Raw genomic sequence first — 25,602 nt, 5'->3', positions numbered from 1 at the left:
TCGACCAGCGTGTAGGAGCCTGCTTGCTGGCGATGCAAGGCGCAGCCTTGCCAGTCGGTTGCGAGAGTGTTCGCCAGCAAGCTGGCTCCTGCGGGGGCGGCACGTCAGTGCCCGGCGGTGTTGGAGAACACCTGGATCACCACCACGCCGCCGACGATCATGGCCATGCCCAGCATCGCCGGGACATCCAGCTTCTGCCCGTAGATCACCAGGGCCGCGACGCTGATCAGCACGATGCCCAACCCCGACCAGATCGCATAGGCGATACCCACCGGAATACTGCGCACCACCAGGGTCAGCATCCAGAACGCCACCCCATAGCCACAGATCATCAACAGCAGCGGCAACGGCGTGCTCAGCCCCTTGACCGCCTTCATGGAGGCGGTGGCGATGACTTCGGCGCAGATGGCGATGGCGAGATAGGTATAGGCGTTCATGGGGCGGGTCCTCCGTTGCTGGCTGTGCATTCTAGAGGATGCCCAGATGCGGTAAAGTCATTACCTATCTGGTTTGGAGATGGGTTGGTCATGGCCGAGCATTGGAACCTGGAACAACTGCGGCTTTTCGTGCGCACGGCGGAGCTGCGTTCGTTTTCCGCCGTGGCGCGTGAGCAACGCCGGGCACAGTCGGCGGTAAGCAACGCCATTGCCTTGTTGGAGGCGGACCTGGGCGTGGCGCTGTTCGAGCGCAGCAGCGGGCGTCAGCCCCGGCTGACTGAAAGCGGCGCGGCGCTGCTGGAGGATGCTCGCGAACTGCTGCGCCAGTGCGAACGCCTCGACGGTCGGGCCCTGGCGTTGATGCGTGGCCAGGAAGCCTTGCTGCGGGGGGCGCAGGACGAGGCCATGCCGTACCAGCCAGTAATCGACAGCCTCGACGAACTGGCAGCGCGCTACCCCTACCTGGAGGTCCAACTGGCCAGCGGTGCCCAGGGTGATGTGGCACGCAAGTTGGTGGAGCGGCGCGCCGACCTGGGGCTGTTCTTCCACCACGAAAGCATTCCGGCTTCGCTCGAGCGCCGCGCGCTGGGCAGCGTCGAGATGGTCACGGTATGTGCCGTCGACCACCCACTGGCGAGCCTGGCCAAGGTCAGCCGCCAGCAACTGGCCCGCCATCGTCAATTGCTCATCACTCCCCAGCAAAGCGGCTACCCCGGTGGCGAGGCAATCAGCCCGCAGGTCTGGCGCGCCGACAGTTTCTACGCCATGGCCGAGCTGCTGATGCGCGGCCTGGGGTGGGCCTGGCTGCCCCGACATGTGGTGCAGTACCCCACCTACCAGGCGCAGATGGTCGAACTGGACAGCGAGTGGCGCCCACCGGCCCTGGTCGCGGAGCTGGCCTGGCGCCGTGACGAACCTCTGGGCCCGGCCGCCCAATGGCTGGCCGAGCGCTTCGCCGTGCACTTGCGAGCGATTGGCTGACAGGCCTTTTCGTACGGTTCCTAGTAAACTCCGCCGCCATGAACAGAACTCTCTATACCCTGCTGTTTCACCTGGGCCTGCCGCTGGTCGCGCTGCGCCTGTTCCTGCGCGGGCGCAAGGCGCCGGCCTATCGTGCGCGCATCGCCGAGCGCTTCGCCTGGCAGTTGCCGCCGCTGCGCCAAGGGGGTATCTGGGTACATGCGGTCTCGGTGGGCGAGAGCATCGCCGCCGCGCCGATGGTGCGCGCCCTGCTCGCGCAGTACCCGGACCTGCCCATCACGCTCACCTGCATGACCCCGACCGGCTCGGAGCGGATCCACGCGATGTTCGCCAGCGAGCCGCGGGTGCAGCACTGCTACCTGCCCTATGACCTGCCGTGGGCGGCGGGGCGCTTCCTCGACCAGGTGCGGCCGAAGCTGGGCGTCATCATGGAAACCGAACTGTGGCCCAACCATATCCACCAGTGCGCGAAGCGCGGCATTCCGGTGGCGCTGGCCAATGCGCGGCTGTCCGAGCGTTCGGCGCGGGGCTATGCGCGTTTCGCCGGCCTGACCCGACCGATGCTCGAGGAGATGAGCCTGATCGCGGTGCAGACCGAGACCGAGGCCGAGCGTTTTCGCAGCCTTGGTGCCCGCGCCGAGTGCGTGCAAGTGACCGGTTCGATCAAGTTCGACCTGAAGGTCGACGAGCAGTTGTTGCCGCGTGCCCGTGAGCTGCGTGGGCAGTGGGGCGCGGCCCAGCGCCCGGTGTGGATCGCCGCCAGTACCCATGACGGCGAGGATGCGCTGATCCTCGCTGCCCACCAGCAATTGTTGCAGGTGCACAGTGATGCGCTGCTGATCCTGGTGCCGCGCCATCCCGAGCGATTCAACGCGGTGCATGCCCTGTGCGCCGAGCAGTTCGCCACGGTGCGCCGCTCGTTGGGCGAGCCGGTGGCGGCGCAGACCCAGGTGTTGCTGGGTGACACCATGGGCGAGTTGCTGTTCCTTTATGCCCTGGCCGACATCGCCTTCGTCGGCGGCAGCCTGGTGCCTACGGGCGGGCACAACCCGCTGGAGCCAGCGGCGTTGGCGTTGCCGGTGCTCATGGGGCCGCACGTGTTCAACTTCCTCGAGATCAGCGCGATGCTGCGCGAGGCGGGAGCGTTGCAGCAGGTGGATGACGCCGAAGGGCTGGCGGGGGCGGTGCGCCGAATGGTGGAGCTGCCCCAGGATGCCCGGCGTATGGGCGAGGCGGGCAGGGCGGTGATGCAGGCCAACCAGGGCGCGTTGCAGCGCCTGCTGGATGGGTTGGCAAGATTGCTGTAGGAGCCAGCCTTGCTGGCGATGCAAGGCGTAGCCTTGCCAATGAAAACGGCGTGGCGCCGTTCGCCAGCAACGCTGGCTCCTACAGGTATGACGTCGCCTGGGGCGGCATTCAGGGGCGGCGTTCGAAGTTCTTCGCCGCCGCCGCTGCCAGGTCCGGTGGCAGGAAGTCCTTGTCCGGGTTGTAGTCGGCTTTCAGGTAGCGCCCCAGATCCTGCAGGTCCTGCGGGCTCAACGTGCCCGCGGCCTGCTTCAGGCGCAGGTTGTCGAGAATGTAGTCATAGCGGCTGTTGTTGTAGTCGCGCACCGAGGTGTACAGCTGGCGCTGGGCGTCGAGCACGTCGACGATGTTGCGGGTACCCACCTGGTAGCCGATCTCGGTGGCTTCCAGCGCGCTCTGGTTGGAGATGATCGACTGCTTGCGCGCCTGCACCTGCTCGACGTCGGTGTTCACCGCGCGGTGCAGGTTGCGGGTGTTCTCCACCACCTGGCGGCGCAGGCTCTCGCGCTGCTGTTCGGTCTGCGTGAGGCGCGCATAGGCTTCGCGAACCTGCGAGCTGGTCAGGCCGCCACTGTAGATCGGAATGTTCAGTTGCAGGCCGATGCTGGTCTGCTCCACGTCACGACCGTAATGCACGTTCGGTTGCAGTTGCGAGTTGGTGAAACCGAGATTGTCGTTGTCGCCCTTCTGGTATTTCGCCACGGCATCGAGGGTCGGCGCGTGGCCGGCCTTGCGCTGGCGCACGGTCTCTTCAGCGGCCGTCACGGCGTGGTTGGTCGCCAGCAGGTTGAGGTTCTGCCGCCCGGCGGTCTCGACCCAGGCCTTGGCGTCGTTGGGGGTCGGCACCTGCACCGGCAGGGTGTGGACCACGCCCTGGATCGCGCTGTACTGGCGGTTGGTCAGGGTGATCAAGGCTTCGAAGGCATCCTGCACCTGGCGCTCGGCGATGATCCGGTTGGCCCGGGCGGTGTCGTAGCTGGCCTGCGATTGCAGCACGTCGGTCTTGTCCGAAAGGCCGACGTCGAAGCGTTCGTTGGATTGGTCCAGCTGGCGCTTGAAGGCGGCCTCTTCAGCTTTGGTCGAGGCCAGGTTGTCCTGGGCGCGGAGCACGGCGAAGTAGTTCTCGGCGGTCTGCAGGATCAGGTTCTGCTCGGTGGCCGACAGTTCCAGCGCGGCCTGCTCGTTGACGGACTCGGCGGCCTGCAGCTGGAACCAGCGGTCGGCGCGGAAGATCGGTTGCGCCAGGGTGGCGCTCCAGGCGTTGCCACTGCGGTTGGAGGTGATCGACGGTTCGTCGAGCTTGGTCCGGGTGTTCATCATCTCGGCGCCGGCCGAGAGGTTGGGCAGCAGGCCGGCGCGGGCCTGGGGCACCACCTCACGGCGGGCGCCATAGTCGGCGCGGGCGGCGGCCAGGTCGGCGTTGTTGTCGACCGCTTCCTGGTAGACGCTGACCAGGTCGGTCTTCACCGTCGTGGGCGTATCCACTGCCCAGGCCACTCCGTGGGACGCACAAGACACGGCAATTGCCAGTGAGAGTTTGCGCAGCATAGGGCAATCCTTGATCAAATTTTATTTACTGTACTGTCGGGTATCGAGCGATGCGCCAGTGTAGTGCCGCACGCCGTCCTCAACAATCCGCCGCTTGTGCCATTTATCACCCCCGGATTTACCCGCTTGGCTTTGCCGGCCACTCCAGTCTAGACTGCGCATGTTCTTGTCGGGGTGCCTTGAAGCAAAGGCTGAGATCGCAAAGTTGCGGATCCCGTTGAACCTGATCAGGTTAGCGCCTGCGTAGGGAACAAGATTGCTCTCATTATCCCGGGAGCCTCTTGTGCCAGGTCCGGGATCGTTACAGCTGCATGCAGCTCACGGCACCCCATATCCGGCACTGCACTCGTCGATACGGGTGCGTCCGCGCCTTTCAGGTTCACCCCGACATTCCGCCCGCAAGGGAGCTGTCTGGAGAGCCTGTGATGAGCAAACAAGAAAAAGCGATCAGTCTGAGCGAGTCGGTCCAAGTCGACCAACAGTCCGTGCAACCCCTGCCCAATTCGCGCAAGGTCTATGTCGAAGGTTCGCGCCCCGACATCCGCGTGCCCATGCGCGAGATCAGCCTGCACGACACCCCCACCGACTTCGGCGGCGAGAAGAACGCCCCGGTGCTGGTGTATGACACCTCCGGCCCGTACACCGACCCCAACGTCGTCATCGACGTGCGCAAGGGCCTGGGCGATGTACGCTCGGCCTGGATCGACGCCCGTGGCGACACCGAACGCCTGGAGGAGCTGAGCTCGAACTTCGGCCAGCAGCGCCTGAACGACGCCGAGCTTGCCAAGCTGCGCTTCGCCCACGTGCGCAACCCCCGTCGCGCCAAGGCCGGCGCCAACGTCTCGCAGATGCACTACGCGCGCCAGGGCATCATCACCGCCGAGATGGAATACGTCGCCATCCGCGAGAACATGAAGCTGCAGGAAGCCCGCGCCGCCGGCCTGCTGGACCAGCAGCACGCCGGCCACAGCTTCGGCGCCAGCATCCCGAAAGAGATCACCCCCGAGTTCGTTCGCCAGGAGATCGCCCGTGGCCGCGCGATCATCCCGGCCAACATCAACCACACGGAACTGGAGCCGATGATCATCGGCCGCAACTTCCTGGTGAAGATCAACGGCAACATCGGCAACAGCGCCCTGGGCTCCTCGATCGAGGAAGAAGTGGCCAAGCTGACCTGGGGCATCCGCTGGGGTTCGGACACGGTCATGGACCTGTCCACCGGCAAGCACATCCACGAAACCCGCGAATGGATCATCCGCAACTCGCCGGTACCGATCGGCACCGTGCCGATCTACCAGGCCCTGGAGAAGGTCAATGGCGTCGCCGAGGACCTGACCTGGGAGCTGTTCCGCGACACCCTGATCGAACAGGCCGAACAGGGCGTGGACTACTTCACCATCCACGCCGGCGTGCTGCTGCGCTATGTGCCGCTGACGGCCAAACGCGTCACCGGCATCGTCAGCCGCGGCGGTTCGATCATGGCCAAGTGGTGCCTGGCGCACCATAAAGAGAACTTCCTGTACACGCACTTCGACGAGATCTGCGAAATCATGAAGGCCTACGACGTCAGCTTCTCGCTGGGTGATGGCCTGCGCCCAGGCTCGATCGCCGACGCCAACGATGCCGCCCAGTTCGGTGAGCTGGAAACCCTTGGCGAGCTGACCAAGATCGCCTGGAAGCACGATGTGCAGTGCATGATCGAAGGCCCTGGCCATGTGCCGATGCAGCTGATCAAGGAGAACATGGACAAGCAGCTCGAGTGCTGCGACGAGGCGCCGTTCTACACCCTGGGTCCGCTGACTACCGACATCGCTCCGGGTTACGACCACATCACCTCGGGCATCGGCGCGGCGATGATCGGCTGGTTCGGTTGCGCCATGCTCTGCTACGTCACGCCCAAGGAGCACCTGGGCCTGCCGAACAAGGATGACGTGAAGACCGGCATCATTACCTACAAGATCGCCGCCCATGCCGCCGACCTTGCCAAGGGCCATCCGGGCGCGCAGATTCGTGACAACGCGTTGTCCAAGGCGCGCTTCGAATTCCGTTGGGAAGACCAGTTCAACCTGGGCCTGGACCCAGACACCGCGCGCGCGTTCCATGACGAAACCTTGCCCAAGGAGTCGGCCAAGGTCGCGCACTTCTGCTCGATGTGCGGGCCGAAGTTCTGTTCGATGAAGATCACCCAGGAAGTGCGCGAGTACGCCGCCAAGATCGAAACCGTTGACGTGACGGTCGAGCAGGGCATGCGCGAGCAGTCCGAGCGGTTCCGCCAGGAAGGCAGCCAGCTGTACCAAAAGGTGTAAGTAGACCTTGGGGGCCGCATCGCGGCCCTTTCGCGGCACAAGGCCGCTCCTACAGGGACGGTGCAGGTCTCTGTAGGAGCGGCCTTGTGCCGCGAATCGAGGACAAAGTCCTCGCCAGCAACAATTCCAATATTCCGGCGAGCCTTCCATGACAACACCCAGCCATTTCTCCCCCGACCACCCGGTCCCCTCCCACCACCGCCAATTCGGCGCCCGTGACCTGTTCTCGCTGTGGTTCTCCCTCGGCATCGGCCTGATGGTCCTGCAGGTCGGCGGCCTGCTGGCGCCAGGCCTGGGCCTGGCCGGCTCGATCCTGGCGATCACGCTTGGCACGGCGGTGGGTGTGCTGCTGCTCGCGGCGGCCGGTGTGATCGGCAGTGACACTGGCCTCTCGGCGATGGGCAGCCTGCGCCTGACCCTGGGTCGCCACGGCGCGCGCCTGCCGGCCTTGCTCAACCTGCTGCAACTGATCGGCTGGGGTTCGTTCGAAATCATCGTCATGCGCGACGCCGCCAGTTTGCTGGGCACGCGCGGGTTCGGAGAAGGCAGCCCCTGGAGTAGCCCGCTGTTGTGGACCTTGTGCTTCGGCGCCCTGGCCACGCTCCTGGCGGTCAGTGGGCCATTGGCGTTCGTGCGCAAGGTGCTGCGCAAATGGGGCATCTGGTTGCTCTTGGGCGCCTGCTTGTGGCTGACCTGGAACCTGTTCGCCAAGGCCGACCTGGCCGAGCTGTGGCAGCGCCCGGGGGATGGTTCGCTGTCCCAGGCCGTGGGCTTCGACATCGTCATCGCCATGCCGCTGTCGTGGTTGCCGCTGATCGCCGACTATTCGCGCTTCGGCCAGCGCGCCAGCCGGGTGTTCGGCGGCACGGCGCTGGGCTTTTTCATCGGCAATGCCTGGCTGATGAGCCTGGGCGTGGCCTACACCCTGGCGTTCGCGCCGAGCGGTGAGGTGAATGCACTGCTGCTGGCGCTGGCAGGCGCCGGGCTGGGTATTCCGCTGCTGCTGATTCTGCTGGACGAGTCGGAGAATGCTTTCGCCGACATTCATTCCGCAGCGGTTTCCACCGGGCTGTTGATCAAGCTGAAGGTCGAGCACCTGGCCTTGGCCATCGGCGTGCTGTGCACGCTGATCGCCCTGCTGGCGCCGCTGGCCCAGTATCAGAACTTCCTGCTGCTGATAGGCTCGGTGTTCGCGCCATTGTTCGGCGTGGTGCTGGTGGACCACTTCGTGGTCCGTCGCCGCCGCCTGCCGGCGGTGGTGGAGGGCTTACACTGGCAGGCGCTGCTGGCCTGGGCGGTGGGGGTGGCGGCCTATCACCTGATGGCGAACGCGGCGCCGGAGCTGGGGGCGACCCTGCCGGCACTGCTGCTGGCAGGGGGGCTGCACCTGGTGCTATCGCTCAGCCGCGGCCGGGAAACAGCTCGGGCTTGATCACGCCGTTGAGGCGCGGGTAGGGGATCTTCAGCTCGACGTGGCCCATGGAATATGGGGCGATGGCGTAGACCTCGTACTTGATCACCACCGCGCCGTAGGTCAGGGCGATGTGCGGCGACTGCTTGAACGGCCAGGTCTTGACGAACTCCGGGTCCTTGTCCATGCCGGTGCTGATCAGCCAGGCGCGGTGGGATTCCTCGGCAGTCTTCCAGAACGTCGCTTCCTGACCGGGCACCAGCATGTCCTGAAGCGTCAGCACCTTGTCCAGCTTGCGCGAGTAGTTGATGAAGCCGCGCCCGGGCATGCCGTGGGCGCCGCCGCTGTCGAGGTAGCTGGACAGCTCGATGATCACCAGGCCGTCATGCTGTTCGCGTACCTTGGCTTGCAGGTAGCTGCTGTTGCGCTTGTCGGCCTGGGCCAGGTACTGCTGTTCATACATCTGCAGCGAGGTCGGCGGGGTGCCGCGCTGGTTGTCCTCGGTCAACTGCAACAGACGTTTTTCGACGATGGCGTCGAGCTTGGGCAGGGCCGGGAAGTGCACCACGTCGATGTTGACCAGCGGGCAGTCGCTTTCGCTGCAGCCGGGCTTGAGGTGTTCCCAGGCTTCGCGCTTGACCTCCAGCGGCGCCCGGTAGTTGGGCGTGAAAAGGCTCTGGCAGGCGCCGAGCGCCAGGGCCAGGGCGGCCACGCAAGTCAGTTTGACTAGCCTCATGTTGATCCTTGCACAACGGTGATGATCGGCCTTGGACCGCCTGCGCGGCCTTCAGTTCGCCACTAAGCTAACAGAGAGTGGCGCGCCTGTCCCGGCTGCCCGAACGGTCGGCGGAAAGGGATGAAACCGGGCGGCGCGCAGAGTAGGATTGCGCGATGCGGTAAACGAGGTAATGAGGAGTTTGCATGACGGACACGTTGAATTCAGTGCCCACACAGGTTGAGATCGCCCGGCGCGAGCAGTTGTTCAAGGGCTTCTACAAGCTGGACAAGCTGCACCTGCGCCATGAACTGTTCGCAGGTGGCATGAGCCGTGAATTCACCCGCGAGCTGTTCGTGAGGCACGACGCCGTCTGCGTGCTGCCCTACGATCCGCAGCGCGACGAGGTGGTGCTGATCGAGCAGTTCCGTGTCGGTGCCCTGGGCAAGGTCGACAACCCTTGGCTGATCGAGATGGTGGCCGGGCTGATCGACAAGGACGAGCAACCCGAAGAGGTCGCCCACCGCGAGGCAGAGGAGGAGGCGGGCCTGGTCTTCAGCGCGCTGTGGCCGATGACCCGTTACTTCCCGTCCCCGGGTGGCAGCGATGAGTTCGTCCATCTGTTCCTCGGGCGTTGCAGCAGCGAGGGCGCGGGTGGCCTGCATGGGCTGGAAGAAGAAAGCGAAGATATCCGTGTTCGCGTCTGGTCTTTCGAGGACGCGCTGCAAGCCGTGCGCGATGGCAAGATCTGCAACGCCGCCGCGATCATCGGGTTGCAATGGCTGGCGCTGAACCGCGACGAAGTCCGAGGTATGTGGAAGTGAACCTGCTGCGTGAGCGCTACCGGGTCGACCTGGTCGGGCTGCAGACCGCCTGCGAGGCCAACTATGCCCGCCTGATGCGCCTGCTGCCGGACATGCGCACCACGCAGAGCTCGCGGCGCATCGGCATGACCCAGGGCGACCAGATGCTCGGTGTGCTGGTGCTCGATGTGGTGCTGGCCTGCCCCTACACCACCACGCTGCGTGTGCGTCAGGAACACAGCCTGCCGTGGCTGCCGGTGCCGGCACTGGAGGTGCAGGTGTATCACGACGCGCGCATGGCCGAGGTCGTCAGCGCCGAGCATACCCGCCGCCTGCGCAGCATCTACCCGTACCCCAACACGGCGATGCACCAGCCGGACGAAAAGGCCCAGCTCAACCTGTTCCTCGGTGAATGGCTGAGCCACTGCCTGGCCTGCGGCCATGAACTGGAAGCCGTGCGCTGAAATGTGATGCAGGTCGGTTCCGAGTATTTGCTCGCAACCGATCCCCCGCCATAATCCGTGCTGAATCCGTTCGAGGAGACGGCCGTTGCCGCAATCACTTTCGCCTCCGTCACCCGTTCACGTGGTGCAACTGACCGACGCCCACCTGTTCGCCGACCCGGCAGGCAGCCTGCTGGGCCTCAATACCCGCAACAGCCTGGGGCATGTGGTCAGCCAGGTCTTGCGCGAGCAGCCACGCATCGACTTGCTGCTGTGCACGGGCGACCTCTCCCAGGACGCCAGTGAAGCTTCCTACGCTGCTTTCCGTCAGATGACGGCGGTGTTCGGCGCCCCTTCGCGCTGGTTGCCAGGCAACCATGACGAAGCCCAGGTGATGCAGGCCGTGGCGCCAGAGTTGGTGCAGGCCGTGACCGACATAGGCCAATGGCGCATCGTCATGCTCGATTCGGCGGTGGTCGGCGCCACGTTCGGGTTGTTGGCGGACGATCAACTGGCCTTGCTGGACCAGGCGCTGGCCGATGCCGGCGAGCGCCATTGCCTGGTGTGCTGCCACCACCAGCCGGTGGATATCGGTTGCGCCTGGATCGCGCCGATCGGTTTGCGCAATGCCGACGAACTGCTGCAGCGGCTCAAGCGTTATCCACAGGTCAAGGCCGTGCTCTGGGGGCATATCCATCAGGAATGGGATGAGCTGCGTGACGGTGTTCGTTACCTCGCCACACCGTCGACCTGCATCCAGTTCGCGCCCGGCAGCGAGGATTTCAAGGTGAGCGAGGAGCAGCCCGGGTATCGCTGGCTGCGGCTGCATGACGACGGACGGTTGGAGACCGGGGTGGAGCGGGCGCTCGATTTCGAGGTGAAGCTGGATTTCGACAGCCCAGGGTATTGAACGGCTGCTTGTAGGAGCGGGTTTACCCGCGAAGAAGGCACCGCGGTGCTTGGCACCGGCTCCGCCGGTGTTCGCGGGTAAACCCGCTCCTACAGAAGCGTGATGCACCATTTGCGGTCTTTGTCGCGAAAATCCCCCCGCTGCGCCAATGCCCTTCGAACGCGCTACACTGCGCATCTTTGCGTCCGGGGGGCAGCATGTCGGGTTCCATCCTCTATATCCATGGCTTCAACAGCTCACCGCTGTCGAAGAAAGCCCGTCAGCTCGAGGCGGTGATGCAGCAGCTCGGCCTGTCCGACCAACTGCGCGTCCCGGCGCTGCACCATCACCCGCGCCAGGCGATCGCCCAGCTGGAGGCAGCTATCGGTGAGCTGGGTGCGCCGCTGCTGGTCGGCAGCTCCCTCGGCGGCTACTATGCCACCCATCTGGCCGAGCGCCACGGGCTCAAGGCCTTGCTGGTCAACCCGGCGGTCGCGCCGCATCGCCTGTTCGACGGCTACCTCGGCACCCAGCGCAACCTCTATACCGACGAGGCCTGGGAGCTGACCCACGATCACGTGGAGGCATTGGCCGAACTGGAAGTGCCGCCGCCACAGGACGCCAGCCGCTATCAAGTGTGGTTGCAGACCGCCGATGAAACACTGGACTATCGCCAGGCCGAGCGTTATTACCGCGCCTGCGCCCTGCGCATCCAGGCCGGCGGCGACCACAGCTACCAGGGCTTCGCCGAACAGCTGCCGGCCCTGCTGTCGTTCGCCGGGATTGCCCGCGGGCAGTATGCGGCGCTGGATTTTTCTGTATTTTGATTTTTTCGCATTCACCAGACTGACGACGAGACCCCATGGCCAATCCCAGCGCTAGCGCCTATAACGCAGACGCCATCGAAGTCCTCTCGGGCCTTGACCCGGTCCGCAAGCGGCCGGGCATGTACACCGACACCAGCCGGCCCAACCACCTGGCCCAGGAAGTCATCGACAACAGTGTCGACGAAGCCCTGGCCGGTCATGCCCGTTCGGTGCAGGTCATCCTCCACGCCGACCACTCGCTGGAAGTCAGCGACGATGGCCGCGGCATGCCGGTGGACATCCACCCCGAGGAGGGCGTTTCCGGTGTCGAACTGATCCTCACCAAGCTGCACGCCGGCGGCAAGTTCTCCAACAAGAACTACCAATTCTCCGGTGGTTTGCACGGTGTCGGCATCTCGGTGGTCAACGCCCTGTCGAGCCAGGTACGCGTGCGTGTGAAGCGCGACGGCAATGAATACCAGATGACCTTCGCCGATGGCTTCAAGGCCAGCGAACTTGAAGTGGTCGGCAGCGTCGGCAAGCGCAACACCGGCACCAGCGTGTACTTCAGCCCCGATCCGAAGTACTTCGATTCGCCGAAGTTCTCCATCAGCCGCCTCAAGCATGTGCTCAAGGCCAAGGCCGTGCTGTGCCCGGGGCTGTCCATCAGCTTCGAGGACAAGGGCACTGGCGAGAAGGTCGAGTGGCACTACGAGGACGGCCTGCGTTCGTATCTCGTCGACTCGGTCAGCGAGTTCCTGCGCCTGCCCGACGAGCCGTTCTGCGGCAGCCTGGCCGGTAACAAGGAGGCCGTCGACTGGGCCCTGCTGTGGCTGCCCGAAGGTGGCGACAGCATCCAGGAAAGCTACGTCAACCTGATCCCCACCGCGCAAGGTGGCACCCACGTCAATGGCTTGCGCCAGGGCCTGCTGGACGCCATGCGTGAGTTCTGCGAGTTCCGCAACCTGCTGCCGCGCGGGGTCAAGCTGGCGCCCGAGGACGTCTGGGAGCGCATCAGCTTCGTGTTGTCGATGAAGATGCAGGAGCCGCAGTTCTCCGGGCAGACCAAGGAACGCCTGTCGTCCCGCGAGGCGGCGGCATTCGTCTCCGGCGTGGTCAAGGACGCCTTCAGCCTGTGGCTCAACGCCCACCCCGAACTGGGCATGCAACTGGCGGAGCTGGCCATCAGCAACGCCGGCCGTCGCCTGAAGGCGAGCAAGAAGGTCGAACGCAAGCGCATCACCCAGGGCCCGGCGCTGCCCGGCAAGCTGGCAGACTGCGCCGGGCAGGACCCGATGCGCGCCGAACTGTTCCTGGTCGAGGGCGACTCGGCCGGTGGCTCCGCCAAGCAGGCGCGGGACAAGGAATTCCAGGCGATCCTGCCGCTGCGCGGCAAGATCCTCAACACCTGGGAAGTCGATGGCGGCGAAGTCCTGGCCAGCCAGGAAGTGCACAACATCGCCGTGGCCATCGGCGTCGACCCAGGTGCAACCGATCTCTCGCAACTGCGCTACGGCAAGGTCTGCATCCTCGCCGACGCCGACTCCGACGGCCTGCACATCGCCACGCTGCTGTGCGCGCTGTTCGTCCAGCATTTCCGCCCGCTGGTCGAGGCCGGCCATGTCTACGTGGCCATGCCGCCGCTGTACCGCATCGACCTGGGCAAGGAGATCTACTATGCCCTGGACGAAGCCGAGCGCGACGGCATCCTCGACCGTCTGGTTGCCGAGAAAAAGCGCGGCAAGCCCCAGGTCACCCGATTCAAGGGCCTGGGTGAGATGAACCCGCCGCAGCTGCGCGAGACCACCATGGACCCGAACACCCGACGCCTGGTCCAGCTCACGCTGGACGACGTGCAGGCCACCTGTGAGCTGATGGACAAGCTCCTGGCCAAGAAACGCGCAGGTGACCGCAAGAGCTGGCTGGAAACCAAGGGCAACCTGGCCGAGGTCATGGTTTGATTCGTCTGCTCCTGGCAACCTGCCTGGCGTTGTTCGCCCTGCAGGCCCAGGCGGGCAACTGGCCGGAGCTCAAGCTCACCAGCGAGCACGCCGTCGATGGCATGCGTGGCGGCAACCTCTCGGGGCTTGCCGGGTGCCGGGGTGCGTTGTGGGCGGTCTCCGACCGGGATGACGACCGCATCTATCGGCTGGACCAGGACAATGCGACCTGGAGTGCCCAGCCCCTGGTCTTCACCCCGCCGGACGTGCCGGACACCGGCCTGCCATGGGGGCTGAAGTCGCGCAACTGGGCGGCGTCGTATATCCGCGGTGGCTCTCTGGACCTTGAGGGCATCACCTGTGACCAGGTCGGCAACCTTTATGTGGTCAGCGAGGCCCATGCCGCCGTGCTGCAATTGCCGGTCGACGGCGAGCCGAACTGGCTCAGGATCGACCAGGCCATGGTCCGCCAGGCGCGAGGCAGCGGCATGCTGCTGCACTTCAACGCACTGTTCGAAGGGCTGGCGATCAACCCGGCGGGTGATCGCCTGTGGCTGGCCGCCGAGCGCGAGCGTCGCGGCCTGCTCGCCGTACAGCGCCAGCAATCGGTATGGACCTGCGGGCGCAGTTGCGTGCTGCTCAGTGAAGCCGGCGTCGAGATGCAACCGCCGCAATTTCCGGAAGCCCGTCCGGTATCGCGAGATTTTGCCGACCTGGCCTGGTTCGAGGGCAAGCTGTTCACCCTCGAACGCAATGCCTACCGGATTTGCCGCCGCGATACTGAAACGGGCGAGGTCGAACGCTGCTGGTCATTCGCCGCCGATGCCCTGGTCGAGTCGCGGCGCTACACGCAGCCCTACGGCCTGGCCGAGGCGCTGGTGATCGACAAGCGCGGTGCCTGGATCGGTGTCGACAACAATGACCGTCCGCGTGTGGATGGCGAAGCGCGGCCGATTGTCTGGCGCTTCGACGCGCCGGCCGGCGGCTGGAGCGCCAACCCATGAGCCAGCCACCAGGCAAGCGCGCGGGCAGGGTGCTGATGATCGTCGCCTGGGCGGCCGCGATGTTCCTCGCCACGCGCTTTTTCGGCCAATGGGAGGAGCGCCAGCAGAACCCCAACGCCGTGGTGCAAAGCGAGCAGGGCGACGGCTTCATCGAAGTGCGCCTGTTGAGCAATGGCCAGGGCCATTTCGTCGCCGACGGGGCGATCAACGGCCGGGTGGTGCATTTCATGCTCGACACTGGCGCCACCGACGTGGCAATCCCCGAGGCGTTGGCCCGCGACCTGGACCTGGACCGTGGCCCGCCGGTGCAGTTGAGCACGGCCAACGGTCGCACCGAAGGCTACCGCACCCGGCTCAACAGCTTGCAGCTGGGCGACATCCACCTGCGCGACGTGCGCGCGCTGGTGGTGCCCGGCCTGGACGGCCAGGCCGTGCTGCTGGGCATGAGTGCCCTGAAACAACTTGAATTCACCCAGCGCGGCGGCACCATGCTGCTGCGCCAGAACCTGAAATGACGAGGCTCGCATGAGCGACTTACTGGACAGTCTCGAAGGCGTCGAACGCCGTTCCCTGGCGGACTTCACCGAACAGGCCTACCTCAACTACTCCATGTACGTGATCATGGACCGCGCCCTGCCGCATATCGGCGACGGCCTCAAGCCGGTCCAGCGCCGCATCGTCTATGCCATGAGCGAGTTGGGCCTCGACGCCGATTCCAAGCACAAGAAGTCGGCGCGTACCGTCGGCGATGTGCTCGGCAAATTCCACCCCCACGGCGACTCGGCGTGCTACGAGGCCATGGTGCTGATGGCCCAGCCGTTCAGCTACCGCTATACCCTGGTCGACGGCCAGGGCAACTGGGGTGCGCCGGACGATCCCAAGTCGTTCGCCGCCATGCGTTACACCGAGGCGCGCCTGTCGCGCTATTCCGAAGTGCTGCTCAGTGAGGTAGGCCAGGGCACGGTCGACTGGGTACCCAACTTCGACGGCACCCTGCAGGAGCCTGCGGTACTACCGGCGCGGCTCCCCAACATCCTGCTCAACGGCACCACCGGTATCGCCGTGGGCATGGCCACCGACGTACCACCGCACAACTTGCGCGAAGTGGCCAGCGCCTGCGTGCGCCTGCTCGACGAGCCCAAGGCCACCATCGAGCAGCTGTGCGAGCACATCCAGGGCCCGGACTACCCGACTGAGGCCGAGATCGTCACCCCGCGCGCCGACATCCTCAAGCTCTACGAGACCGGCAAGGGCTCGATCCGCATGCGCGCCGTGTACCGCGTCGAGGATGGCGATATCATCGTCACCGCGCTGCCGCATCAGGTTTCCGGGGCCAAGGTGCTGGAGCAGATCGCCGCGCAGATGCAGGCCAAGAAGCTGCCGATGGTGGCTGACCTGCGCGACGAGTCGGACCACGAGAACCCTTGCCGCATCGTGATCATCCCGCGCTCCAACCGCGTGGATGCCGCCGAACTGATGCAGCACCTGTTCGCCACCACCGACCTGGAGAGCACCTACCGGGTCAACGTCAACATCATCGGCCTCGATGGCCGTCCGCAGTTGAAGAACCTGCGCGCGCTGCTGCTGGAGTGGCTGGAGTTCCGGATCGGCACTGTCCGCCGTCGCCTGCAGCACCGCCTGGACAAGGTCGAGAAGCGCCTGCACCTGTTGGACGGTTTGCTCACCGCGTTCCTCAACCTGGATGAAGTGATCCACATCATCCGCACCGAGGAACACCCCAAGCAGGCGCTGATCGCCCGCTTCGACCTCACCGAGATCCAGGCCGACTACATTCTCGAGACTCGCCTGCGTCAATTGGCGCGCCTGGAAGAGATGAAGATCCGTGGCGAGCAGGACGAATTGCTCAAGGAGCAGAAGCGCCTGACCACCCTGCTGGGCAGCGATGCCAAGCTGCGCAAGCTGGTGCGCAGCGAACTGCTCGAAGACGCCGAAACCTATGGCGATGACCGTCGCTCGCCAATCGTCGAGCGCGCCGAGGCCAAGGCCCTGTCGGAAAACGAGCTGATGCCGACCGAGCCGGTCACCGTGGTGCTTTCGGAGAAGGGCTGGGTGCGTTGCGCCAAGGGCCACGACATCGACGCCACCGGGCTTTCGTATAAAGCGGGCGACGGCTTCAAGGCCGCGGCTGCTGGCCGTTCGAACCAATTCGCCGTACTCATCGACTCCACCGGCCGCAGCTACTCGCTGGCTGCCCACAGCCTGCCGTCGGCCCGTGGCCAGGGCGAGCCGCTGACCGGTCGCCTGACCCCGCCGCCGGGCGCCACCTTCGAGTGCGTGCTGTTGCCCGAGGACGAGGCCCTGTATGTGGTGGCCTCCGACGCCGGGTACGGCTTCGTGGTCAAGGGCGAGGACCTGCAGGCCAAGAACAAGGCCGGCAAGGGCCTGCTCAGCCTGCCCAACGGCGCCAAGGTCATGAATCCGCGCCCGGTGGCCAGCCGCGAGCAGGATTGGCTGGCAGCCGTCACCACCGAAGGTCGCCTGCTGGTGTTCAAGGTTGCCGACCTGCCGCAGCTGGGCAAGGGCAAGGGCAACAAGATCATCGGCGTGCCGGGCGACCGAGTAGCCAGCCGTGAAGAATTCGTCACCGACCTGGCAGTGATCAGCGAGGGGTCGACCCTTGTATTGCAAGCTGGCAAGCGTACCCTTTCTCTGAAACCGGATGATCTGGAACACTACAAGGGGGAGCGTGGTCGTCGTGGTAGCAAATTGCCACGTGGTTTCCAGCGCGTGGATAGCTTGATGGTGGAGACACCCGCCTGAGTGCATGGGCTGTCTGCTGCGGCGCTTTCGGCGCCGCTTCAGGCGGAAATGCTGGAGTCTGGCGGCCATTTCGCGGATGATAGTGCGCTTGTGGCGCCGGCGTGGCCGAGTGCCCGTATGAATCTACATGAGTATCACTGCGGTCCGTCTGGTGACGACCGCCTGGATGGGATGAATGAAATTTCTGCGCCTTCCATTTGCGCTGCTGATGACTGGCCTGCTGGGCCTGAGCGGGTGCAGCATGCACCAGCCGGTCGCCCTGTACCAGCTCGACAGCGGTGATCCCGCCCAGCCTTCACAGGCGGCGGGCATGGCGGTGGTGCTTGGCCCCGTTTCGGTGGCCGACTACCTGCAACGCGAAACCTTCCTGCAGCGCCAGACCGATGGCAGCCTGACCGCAGCGACCGATGGCCGTTGGGCGGGCAGCCTTTCGTCGGATATCGATCAACTGTTGGTTCGCCAGTTGGCCTGGCGCCTGGACAGCCAGCGCGTGGTGCTGGCACCGGCGAGTACCGGTTTCACGCCGGACGTGCAGGTGCTGCTGTCGATCACCCGCCTGGATTCGGGGAAAAACCAGCCGGCCATTCTCGACGCCCAGTGGCGTTTGCTGGACCGTCGTGGCCAGGTGCGTGACAACCGCATCGTGCACCTCGAGCAGCCCCACGCGGGCAGCGAGTCGGCCCAGGTGCAGGCACAAGGGCAATTGCTGCAGAAACTGGCCGAACAGCTCAGTGTCGCGGTCAAGCCGTTGGCCAACCAGCCGGCTATCGTCGAGGAGGCACCGCGTAAGCAGGCAGCTCCGGTACAGGTGAAGAAGGAGCCGGAGAAGCCCAAGATTCCGATGGCTTCGCCGATCCGTACCGATATGGAAGTGTTCCGGTTCTGATGTAGCCGGCATGAAAAAGCCCGCAGCGATGCGGGCTTTTTTGTGAGCGTTGCACATGCCCTGTAGGAGCGGCTTCAGCCGCGAAGCAGGCGACGCGGTGCATGGGCACCGGCTGTGCCGGTGATCGCGGCTGAAGCCGCTCCTACAGGTCCCGACAAGGTGTCAGGCGCGGCGTTCGTGCATCCGCGCCAGCTGGCGCTCCAGCATCGATGGGTATGGCTCCATCAGCCGCTCCACGCAGCAGGCGCCCTCGGGGCTGGCGATCGGACGGATGCGCGCGCGCTGGCGGATCAGCGTGTCATCGCTGATCCGGCGCTCGACCAGCAGCAGGTTGCGGCTGTGCTGCGACAGGGCCAGGGCGTCCTGGGCCTGCTCGGTCATCAGCAGGTCGACCTGATCCATGCCTTGCAGGTCGTCGGCCAGCACCAGGCCCAGCTGCAGTTGCAAGGTGATGCCGCTGTCGGCCACCTCGATCTGCAGGGCGTGGCCCAGGGCGCGCAGCAGCTCGCCGCAGCAGATGGCGTTGGTCAGGTAGTCCTCGCCGCTGTCGCGGCTGTGGAACAGCAGCAGGGTGCTGCCGTCGTTCAAGGTGTGGACTTCCCCTTCGTACAGCGAGGCGGCCTGGTCCAGGCAGTCGCGGTAACGCTCCAGCAGCTCGGTCAGGCGCGTGCGTGGCAGGCGGCGCAGTTGCTCCTGGGAACCCAGTTGCACGGCCAGCACGGCGCTGTATTGCGGCTCGTCGGGCTCGACGGCAACAGGCTTGGCCGGTGCACTCTCTTCATCCATCAGGCCGGCGAAGGCGTCGTCGTCATCATCGTGCTCGGCCACCTGCGCAACTGCTTTCGCCCGTGGGGCAGGCTTGGGGGCGGGCACGTCGTCGAAGTCGTCTTCCTCGTCTTCCACCTCCGGCTCTGGAGGCGGCGGCGGGGCGAGGCGGGCGTGCAGCTGGCGGGCCAGGTCGCCGATCTCGTCGTGGCGGTCGGTACCCGGCGTGTAGGGGTGCGGGTCACGCAGCCAGACGCGCAGTTGCAACAGCGGGGTGGAAATGAAGCGGCCCAGGCGCAGGCTGAGGGTAAGCGCCAGCGCCAGCAGGATGGCGGCGAGGATGCCCATGCTCTGCAGGCTGATCAGCATGGGCTGTTGGAACTGGTTCATGTCCAGGCTGATGCGCAGCTGGCCGGCGGTCACGTCCTGGAAGGTGATCTTGGTTTGGTACAGGCCCTCGGCCTCGCCCAGCAAGCTGTTTTTCGGGCGCTGGCCGGCCTCGGCGAGGATGCGGTTGTCCACGCTGTAGATGGCCGCGTGCGCCACCAGCGGGTTCTTCACCAGGTTACCCAGCAGCACGTTGAGGCTGAGGATGTCGTTGGACACCAGCAGCTCGGTCGCCGACGTGGCGGTCTGGGTGGTCAGGCTCTGCCCCACGGCGTCGGCCTGCTCATGCATGGCCTGCTTGAACTGCAGGCCCATGACGCAGGCATAGATCACCAGGGCCAGGGCCACCAGGAAGATGTTGTGGCTGGCAATGCGCAGGGCCAGGGGAATTCGGCGCTGGCTCAGGGCTCGGTAGATCATCAGGAAGAAATTGTCGGGTTTGACGGGCGTGGGCCGGTTCACAGAGCGCGGCTCTTTATGGCGAGAAAGTTGCTGCGCAGTATAGCGATACGCGTTTTGTCGGCAAAGTATCGTTGGTGCCCGATGGTCATGGAAAATCGGTAGAATGCGCATTTTTCATCGAAGTCGGAGCCCGGTCTTGCGCGAAATCGTCCTGATCAACATCACTGGTGAAGACCGTCCGGGTCTTACCGCGGCCATCACCGGCGTCCTGCTCCAGGGCGGTGTGAACATCCTCGACATCGGCCTGGCGGTGATGCACGGCACCCTGTCGTTCGGCATCCTGGTCGACATTCCCGACAACGAAGTGGCCACCGCGCTGCTGCAGAGCGTGCAGTCCAAGGCCCATGAGCTGGACTTGCAGGCCCGCTACACGCCGATCTCCGAGGCCGACTACCAGCACTGGGCCGACAGCCAGGGCGAAGCGCGCCATATCGTCACCTTGCTCAGCCGTCGGGTCACTCCGCAGCAGTTGCAACGGGTCAGCGCGATCATCAGCCAGTACGGCCTGACCATCGAGCGTATCGAGCGGCTGTCCGCGCGAGTGGCGCTGGATGCCCAGACCGAGAAAGGCAAGTCCGCGCTGGAGATTTCCGTGCGGGGCGAGGCCAGTGATGCCCAGGCCCTGCGCGCCGACTTCTTCGCCCTGTCCGAGGAATTGAACATCGACATCGCCTTCCAGCGCGATGACCTGTTCCGCCGCAACCGCCGCCTGGCGGTGTTCGACATGGACTCCACGCTGATCGAAGCTGAAGTGATCGACGAACTGGCCAAGGCTGCGGGCGTTGGTGAGCAGGTGGCGGCGATCACCGAGCGCGCCATGCGTGGCGAGCTGGATTTCCGTGCCAGCTTCAAGGAGCGCATGGCGCTGCTCAAGGGCCTGGACGTGCGCGTGCTCGACCAGATCGGCGCCTCCCTGCGCCTGACCGAGGGTGCCGAGCACCTGTTCGCCGAGCTCAAGCGCCTGGGCTACAAGACCGCGATCCTCTCGGGCGGCTTCACCTACTTCGCCAAGCAGGTGCAGGCGCGCCTGGGCATCGACTATGTGTTCGCCAACGAGCTCGAAGTGGTCGACGGCAAGGTGACCGGCGTGGCCGTCGAGCCGATCGTCGACGCCCAGCGCAAGGCCGACCTGCTGCAGCAGTTGGCCCGCGAGGAGGGCCTGCAACTCGAGCAGACCATCGCCGTCGGTGATGGCGCCAATGACCTGCCGATGCTCTCCCAGGCCGGCTTGGGCGTGGCCTTCCGCGCCAAACCGCTGGTACGCCAGTCGGCCAAGCAGGCGATTTCCACCCTGGGGCTGGACGGCGTGCTGTACCTGCTCGGCGTGCGTGATCGCGAAGCGCGCGGTTGAAGACCGCATCGCCTGGTTCGCCGGCAAGCCGGCTCCTACGGGTTTCGTGAAACACCCGTAGGAGCCGGCTTGCCGGCGAACAGTACAAGCGAAAAGGCCCTGCATGTGCAGGGCCTTTTGCATGGTGCCAGGTTCAGGCCTGGGCAGGCACTGCCAGCAGCTCACCCATGCGTACCGGGGAACCGGCACCCAGGCTTTCGGCCCACTTCACCTGCTCGGGCCCGAACAGCACGATAGCGGTGGAGCCCAGCTTGAAGCGACCCAGTTCGGCGCCTTTCTCCAAGTGAATCGGCGCGCGGCTGGCTTCGTCGTAGCGGAAGGTCTTCAGTTCGCGCTTCGGTGGGGTGACCAGGCCAGCCCAGACGGTTTCGATCGAGGCGACGATCATCGCGCCCACCAGCACCACGGCCATCGGGCCGCGCTCGGTGTCGAACAGGCAGACCACGCGTTCGTTGCGGGCAAACAGCTCCGGGACGTTTTCCGCGGTGGTCTGGTTGACCGAGAACAGCCGGCCAGGCACGTACACCATCTCGCGCAGGGTGCCGGCCAGCGGCATGTGCACGCGGTGGTAATCCTTGGGCGACAGGTAGATGGTGGCGAACTCACCACCCATGAACGGCGCGGCCAGGGCCGGATCGCCGCCCAGCAGCTCCAGGGCGCTGTAGCCGTGGCCCTTGGCCTGGAAGATGCGGCCGTGTTCGATCGGGCCGAGCTGGCTGACGGCGCCATCGGCCGGGCAGAGGATCGCGCCAGGGGTTTCGTCGAGCGGGCGGGCCCCCGGCTTGAGGGCGCGGGTGAAGAATGCGTTGAAGTGCTCGTAGGCGCTGAGGTCTTCGACCAGCGCCTCGGACATGTTCACCTGGTAGCGTTTGGCGAACCAGGCGGTGAAGGCATTCTTGAACCAGCGTGCACGGCACTCGGCGACGCAGCCGGCCAGGCGCGACAGCAGGTGGTGCGGCAGCAGGTACTGGCTGATGATGAACAAGCGGGATTTCATTGAGCGTCCTTAAACTTCGACGGGCGTGTCGGGGTGGTTGCCCCATTCGCCCCAGGAACCGGCATAACCCTTGACCCGTGGATAGCCGAGGGCCTTGGCCACGAGGTAGGTGAAACCGGAGCGATGGTGGGTCTGGCAGTGGGTGATCACTTCCTTGTCCGGGGTGATGCCCAGGTTTTGCAGAACATCGGCGATGTCCTTGCGGATACGCAGGTGGTCGTTGAGGTCCATGCCGGCGGTCCATTCGAAGTTGATCGCGCCGGGGATGTGCCCGCCTTTGGCTGCCAGGACTTTCTCGCCGCTGTATTCCAGCGGCCCGCGGGCGTCCCAGATGACCAGGTCGGCGGCGCCCAGGCGGCTCTGCAGGTATTCGCGGGTGGCGGTGGGTTCGCCATGCAGCTGCAGTTTCACCGGACCGCCAGCGACTTCAGGCGTTTCGGTGGACAGCTTGTCCGCCGGCCAGGTCTGGATGCCGCCATTGAGGTAGTGGTAGCCCTTGTGGCCGATCACGTCGAGCAGCCAGATGAAGCGCCCGGCCCAGCCACCACCCTCGTCGTCGTAGACCACATAGACTGCGTCGTCGCGGTGGCCGAGTTCACCGAACAGTTTTTCCAGGTCGGCACGGGCTGGCAGCAGCCCAGGCGCTGGCGGTTGGCCCAGCTGGGTGCGTTTCGGGTCGACGAAGCGGGCCCCGGGGATATGCCCGCTGCCATAGCGGTTGACGCTGGTCAGGTCGACCAGGATCAGCTGTGGCGAATCCAGGCGCGGCAGCAGGTCCGCGGGCTCGATCACCAGGGGCAAGCCGGAAAAATCAGTCATCCACGATCTCCAGGGTGGAAAGAGGGCGATTGTAGCGCAAGGCGGCTATGAATGGCGGGCGCCAAAGGTGGCCAGGGCACGTTCCACGCACTGTGCGGTCTTGCCGAAGGCCTGTACGCCGACGTCGGCCAAGGGCTTGCCGCCCTGATCGGCGACCATCAGCATCAAGGGTTGGCCATTGACTGCCAGCGAGCGCAGCAGCAGGTGTTCGCCCTTGAAGAAGGCGCGCAGTGGCGCGGGCATCAGTGCTGCGAACTGCGCGTGGTTCTCGGGGGTCAGGCGCAGTTGCGTGGCTTGGCTCAGCAGGCGCTGAAGCAGTTTGCTCCCGGCCAGCGGAAGCACTTGGGCGCCAGCCTCCTTCGGCAGGCCGGCCAATTGCTGCACACGCAGGCATTCATTGGGCTTGTCCAGCATCAACAGCATCACCCGCTGCATGCCGCAGGCCAGCAGGGCTTCGCAGGCCTGGGTGGCGAGGTGCACGGCGTTGCTGAACGGGCTCGGTTGGGCCAGCAGTTCGGCGCACAGCTTGCGCCAGCGTTCGAGATCCTGGTGCGCGGGCGGCGGCGGGGTGAGCATGTCCGGGTGCGGGCGACGCTGGTGCCAGGGCCATATCAGTGCCTCGGCAGGATGGAACAGGGCATGCTGCGCGTGATGACGGGCACTGGCCGCGGCCTGCTGGTGGACCTGCTGCTGGACGTCGTCCAGCGTGGTTTGCAGATAGAGCGCAGTGAGCAACTGCCAGCGCAGCAAGTGCGGGTTGTCCCAACCCACCTGTGCGGCCAGGGCCAGGCCGTTGGCCAGCAGCACGGTGTTCGGTGGCTGGTTGAACCAGCGGCGCAAGGCCGGTTCCTCGTCCAGGCGTTGCTGCTGGACCAGCGGATCCTGTTCGCGGGCAATGCTCAGCACCTGCGCCAGTTGTTCGCGTTCGTCCATCAGCAGGCGGTACCCCTGGGTCACCCACTCGGGCAACCGCCAGTGCTGGGCCATGGCCTGGCACAGCTGCATGATGCGCACGCCGAACAGTTCCTGCTCGACCTCGCCAGCGTTCTCCCCCTTGTGGATAACACGCAGCTCCCAGGTATCGAGCAGCTTGGGGTAGGCCAGGGCCAACGGCCAAAGCGGCGAGAGGAACAGCAGGCTGCCCCAGTGGATTTCTTGCCACAGGCGTGCCAGGCGGCTGGCGAACAGGCCGTTGGCCTGCTGGGTGGCGTGCTGGCTGATCAGCAGGAACTGGCGCAGCACCGGCGGGATCTCGTCGTCGGGCACGGCGGGCAGGCGGGCCAGCAACTGGCTGGTGCGCGCCAGGCCCAGGCGGTTGAGGGCGATTTCCAGGCTTTCGGCGGGTTCCGCCTGGCTGGCGTTGGCCGGGTGGTTGGCTTCGCGCATCACGCAGAGCACCAGCGCGGGGCTGTCCTGCATCAGTTCGGCGATGTCGCGCAGGGAGCGGCGGTTGTCGTTGATGGCCTGCAGCACACGGTCGTGGCTGTCCTTCGGGATCGGCACGCGAATCCCGTCGAGCAGCTTTACCCAGGCCTCTAGACTCGACGGGACCCGACTTGGCACCTTGGTTTCAATTGGCATATTGACATCAGTCCGAACTGGCTTTTCGCATTGAGTGGCTATAGTCTGGCGCAGTTCTGCCGATAAGTAGAAGAAGAGTTTTCAAGCTCCCGCTCCCTACCCTGACCACGACAGCAAGTGCTTTCAACTTATGGCTAAAATTATCGGCATCATCGTCGTATTCGCGAGTGTGCTCGGCGGCTACGTGCTTTCCCACGGCAAGATCGCGGCACTGATCCAACCGTTCGAGGTGCTGATCATCGGCGGCGCGGCCTTCGGTGCGTTCCTCCAGGCCAACCCTGGTCACATGACCATGCATGTGATCAAGAAGTCGCTGAAGATGTTCGGCACCCGCTTCACCCATACCTTCTACCTCGAAGTGCTGGGCCTGGTGTACGAGATCCTCAACAAGAGCCGTCGTGAAGGCATGATGGCTATCGAGGGTGACATCGAGGACCCGGCGGCCAGCCCGATCTTCGCCAAATACCCCGCAGTCATGGGCGATGAGCGCATGACCGCGTTCATCTGCGACTACCTGCGCATCATGTCCACCGGCAACATGGCGCCCCATGAGCTCGAAGGCCTGTTCGACATGGAGCTGCTGAGCATGAAGGAAGAGCTGGAGCACCCGTCCCACGCGGTGACCGGTATCGCCGACGGCATGCCAGGCTTCGGTATCGTCGCGGCGGTACTGGGTATCGTGGTGACCATGGCCTCCCTGGGTGACGGCGACCAGAAGTCCATCGGCCTGCACGTGGGTGCGGCGCTGGTCGGTACCTTCTTCGGTATCCTCGCCGCCTATGGCTTCTTCGGCCCTCTGGCCAATGCCCTGCGTCACGACGCCAAGGAAGAATTGAACGTCTACGAGGCGATCAAGGCTTCGCTGGTGGCCTCCGCCTCTGGCATGCCGCCGTCGCTGGCGGTCGAGTTCGGTCGCAAGGTGCTGTACCCGGGCCACCGCCCGAGCTTCGCCGAGCTGGAACAAGCAGTACGCGGTCGCTAAGCC

22 protein-coding genes and 1 riboswitch are annotated in these 25,602 nt (G+C 65.2%); of the genes, 15 read left to right on the top strand and 7 right to left on the bottom strand.

The features are described from left to right. Nucleotides 1–104: 104 nt before the first annotated feature. Nucleotides 105–437 carry a DMT family transporter gene (locus tag NGM28_RS01195; protein WP_011535981.1) on the bottom strand — a complete coding sequence of 111 codons (333 nt, stop codon included), beginning with the start codon at nucleotides 435–437 and terminating at the stop codon, nucleotides 105–107. 90 nt (nucleotides 438–527) lie between these two features. Between NGM28_RS01195 and NGM28_RS01190 the strand changes: the two genes are divergently transcribed. Together NGM28_RS01190 and waaA are read left to right on the top strand one after the other, a co-directional pair. Then, entirely contained in the window at nucleotides 528–1,418 is an 891-nt protein-coding gene (locus NGM28_RS01190) for a LysR family transcriptional regulator (protein ID WP_252088446.1), read from the top strand. A gap of 38 nt (nucleotides 1,419–1,456) precedes the next feature. Next, nucleotides 1,457–2,725 (top strand): lipid IV(A) 3-deoxy-D-manno-octulosonic acid transferase, encoded by a 1,269-nt coding sequence (gene waaA, locus NGM28_RS01185; protein WP_252088445.1) that lies wholly within the window; start codon nucleotides 1,457–1,459, stop codon nucleotides 2,723–2,725. Nucleotides 2,726–2,834: 109 nt separating this feature from the next. Here waaA and NGM28_RS01180 read toward each other — a convergent pair whose 3' ends face one another. Next, on the bottom strand, nucleotides 2,835–4,271 hold the full coding sequence (locus tag NGM28_RS01180; protein ID WP_011535978.1) for a TolC family outer membrane protein: 1,437 nt from the start codon (nucleotides 4,269–4,271) through the stop codon (nucleotides 2,835–2,837). Nucleotides 4,272–4,431: 160 nt separating this feature from the next. Then, nucleotides 4,432–4,538: riboswitch (TPP riboswitch) on the top strand. 158 nt (nucleotides 4,539–4,696) lie between these two features. On the opposite strand from NGM28_RS01180, the gene thiC reads away from it, so the two are divergent. Then, on the top strand, nucleotides 4,697–6,577 hold the full coding sequence (gene thiC, locus NGM28_RS01175) for a phosphomethylpyrimidine synthase ThiC (RefSeq protein WP_252088444.1): 1,881 nt from the start codon (nucleotides 4,697–4,699) through the stop codon (nucleotides 6,575–6,577). A 148-nt stretch (nucleotides 6,578–6,725) separates the two neighbouring features. Beyond that, a complete protein-coding gene (gene cytX / locus NGM28_RS01170) occupies nucleotides 6,726–8,009 on the top strand; it encodes a putative hydroxymethylpyrimidine transporter CytX (protein ID WP_252088443.1) in 1,284 nt (427 codons plus the stop codon). Here the strand turns inward: cytX and NGM28_RS01165 are convergent. Beyond that, nucleotides 7,978–8,724: an RsiV family protein gene (locus NGM28_RS01165; protein ID WP_213658555.1), complete on the bottom strand. Its 747-nt coding sequence runs from the start codon at nucleotides 8,722–8,724 to the stop codon at nucleotides 7,978–7,980. The two genes, cytX and NGM28_RS01165, sit on opposite strands and share 32 nt — an antisense overlap. Before the next feature lie 185 nt (nucleotides 8,725–8,909). Between NGM28_RS01165 and NGM28_RS01160 the strand changes: the two genes are divergently transcribed. The 9 genes from NGM28_RS01160 (at nucleotide 8,910) to NGM28_RS01120 (ending at nucleotide 18,255) form a co-directional block, all read left to right on the top strand. Beyond that, nucleotides 8,910–9,527, top strand: a complete 618-nt coding sequence (locus NGM28_RS01160; RefSeq protein WP_240066954.1) for an NUDIX domain-containing protein — start codon at nucleotides 8,910–8,912, stop codon at nucleotides 9,525–9,527. After that, nucleotides 9,518–9,970 (top strand): DUF1249 domain-containing protein, encoded by a 453-nt coding sequence (locus NGM28_RS01155; RefSeq protein WP_011535973.1) that lies wholly within the window; start codon nucleotides 9,518–9,520, stop codon nucleotides 9,968–9,970. The genes NGM28_RS01160 and NGM28_RS01155 overlap by 10 nt, the downstream gene beginning before the upstream one ends. A gap of 85 nt (nucleotides 9,971–10,055) precedes the next feature. Beyond that, entirely contained in the window at nucleotides 10,056–10,859 is an 804-nt protein-coding gene (gene cpdA / locus NGM28_RS01150; RefSeq protein ID WP_252088442.1) for a 3',5'-cyclic-AMP phosphodiesterase, read from the top strand. A gap of 197 nt (nucleotides 10,860–11,056) precedes the next feature. Then, complete coding sequence (locus tag NGM28_RS01145) at nucleotides 11,057–11,665, top strand: YqiA/YcfP family alpha/beta fold hydrolase (RefSeq protein WP_252088441.1); 609 nt, start codon at nucleotides 11,057–11,059, stop codon at nucleotides 11,663–11,665. Between the two features lie 35 nt (nucleotides 11,666–11,700). Next, nucleotides 11,701–13,605: a DNA topoisomerase IV subunit B gene (gene parE, locus NGM28_RS01140; protein ID WP_240066957.1), complete on the top strand. Its 1,905-nt coding sequence runs from the start codon at nucleotides 11,701–11,703 to the stop codon at nucleotides 13,603–13,605. Further along, a complete protein-coding gene (locus tag NGM28_RS01135; RefSeq protein WP_252088440.1) occupies nucleotides 13,602–14,588 on the top strand; it encodes an esterase-like activity of phytase family protein in 987 nt (328 codons plus the stop codon). Before parE ends, NGM28_RS01135 begins: the two co-directional genes overlap by 4 nt. Then, entirely contained in the window at nucleotides 14,585–15,103 is a 519-nt protein-coding gene (locus NGM28_RS01130; protein WP_213658548.1) for a retropepsin-like aspartic protease family protein, read from the top strand. The genes NGM28_RS01135 and NGM28_RS01130 overlap by 4 nt, the downstream gene beginning before the upstream one ends. Nucleotides 15,104–15,113: 10 nt before the next feature. Continuing rightward, complete coding sequence (gene parC, locus NGM28_RS01125; RefSeq protein ID WP_252088439.1) at nucleotides 15,114–17,369, top strand: DNA topoisomerase IV subunit A; 2,256 nt, start codon at nucleotides 15,114–15,116, stop codon at nucleotides 17,367–17,369. 175 nt (nucleotides 17,370–17,544) lie between these two features. Then, on the top strand, nucleotides 17,545–18,255 hold the full coding sequence (locus NGM28_RS01120; protein WP_213658546.1) for a PqiC family protein: 711 nt from the start codon (nucleotides 17,545–17,547) through the stop codon (nucleotides 18,253–18,255). A 162-nt stretch (nucleotides 18,256–18,417) separates the two neighbouring features. On the opposite strand, the gene NGM28_RS01115 is transcribed toward NGM28_RS01120, so the two are convergent. Further along, nucleotides 18,418–19,869: a histidine kinase gene (locus NGM28_RS01115; protein WP_252088438.1), complete on the bottom strand. Its 1,452-nt coding sequence runs from the start codon at nucleotides 19,867–19,869 to the stop codon at nucleotides 18,418–18,420. A 136-nt stretch (nucleotides 19,870–20,005) separates the two neighbouring features. Here NGM28_RS01115 and serB point away from each other — a divergent pair, with 136 nt between their 5' ends. Next, nucleotides 20,006–21,220: a phosphoserine phosphatase SerB gene (gene serB, locus NGM28_RS01110; protein WP_240066962.1), complete on the top strand. Its 1,215-nt coding sequence runs from the start codon at nucleotides 20,006–20,008 to the stop codon at nucleotides 21,218–21,220. 133 nt (nucleotides 21,221–21,353) lie between these two features. Here the strand turns inward: serB and asd are convergent, their stop codons facing one another. The 3 genes from asd to NGM28_RS01095 are packed head-to-tail and all read right to left on the bottom strand — an operon-like array spanning nucleotide 21,354 to nucleotide 24,617. Next, a complete protein-coding gene (gene asd / locus NGM28_RS01105; protein ID WP_240066963.1) occupies nucleotides 21,354–22,217 on the bottom strand; it encodes an archaetidylserine decarboxylase in 864 nt (287 codons plus the stop codon). Between the two features lie 9 nt (nucleotides 22,218–22,226). Continuing rightward, nucleotides 22,227–23,036, bottom strand: a complete 810-nt coding sequence (locus NGM28_RS01100; RefSeq protein ID WP_252088437.1) for a rhodanese-like domain-containing protein — start codon at nucleotides 23,034–23,036, stop codon at nucleotides 22,227–22,229. A gap of 45 nt (nucleotides 23,037–23,081) precedes the next feature. Continuing rightward, nucleotides 23,082–24,617 carry an HDOD domain-containing protein gene (locus tag NGM28_RS01095; protein ID WP_240066965.1) on the bottom strand — a complete coding sequence of 512 codons (1,536 nt, stop codon included), beginning with the start codon at nucleotides 24,615–24,617 and terminating at the stop codon, nucleotides 23,082–23,084. Nucleotides 24,618–24,747: 130 nt separating this feature from the next. Between NGM28_RS01095 and motA the strand changes: the two genes are divergently transcribed. Next, nucleotides 24,748–25,599: a flagellar motor stator protein MotA gene (gene motA / locus NGM28_RS01090; protein ID WP_011535960.1), complete on the top strand. Its 852-nt coding sequence runs from the start codon at nucleotides 24,748–24,750 to the stop codon at nucleotides 25,597–25,599. The last annotated feature ends 3 nt before the right edge of the window (nucleotides 25,600–25,602 follow it).

Source organism: Pseudomonas sp. MWU13-3659, assembly GCF_023757525.1.
Taxonomy (GTDB): domain Bacteria; phylum Pseudomonadota; class Gammaproteobacteria; order Pseudomonadales; family Pseudomonadaceae; genus Aquipseudomonas; species Aquipseudomonas entomophila_E.
The sequence above is the reverse complement of the archived record's forward strand: the minus strand, read 5'-3'. Positions and strand labels throughout refer to the sequence as shown.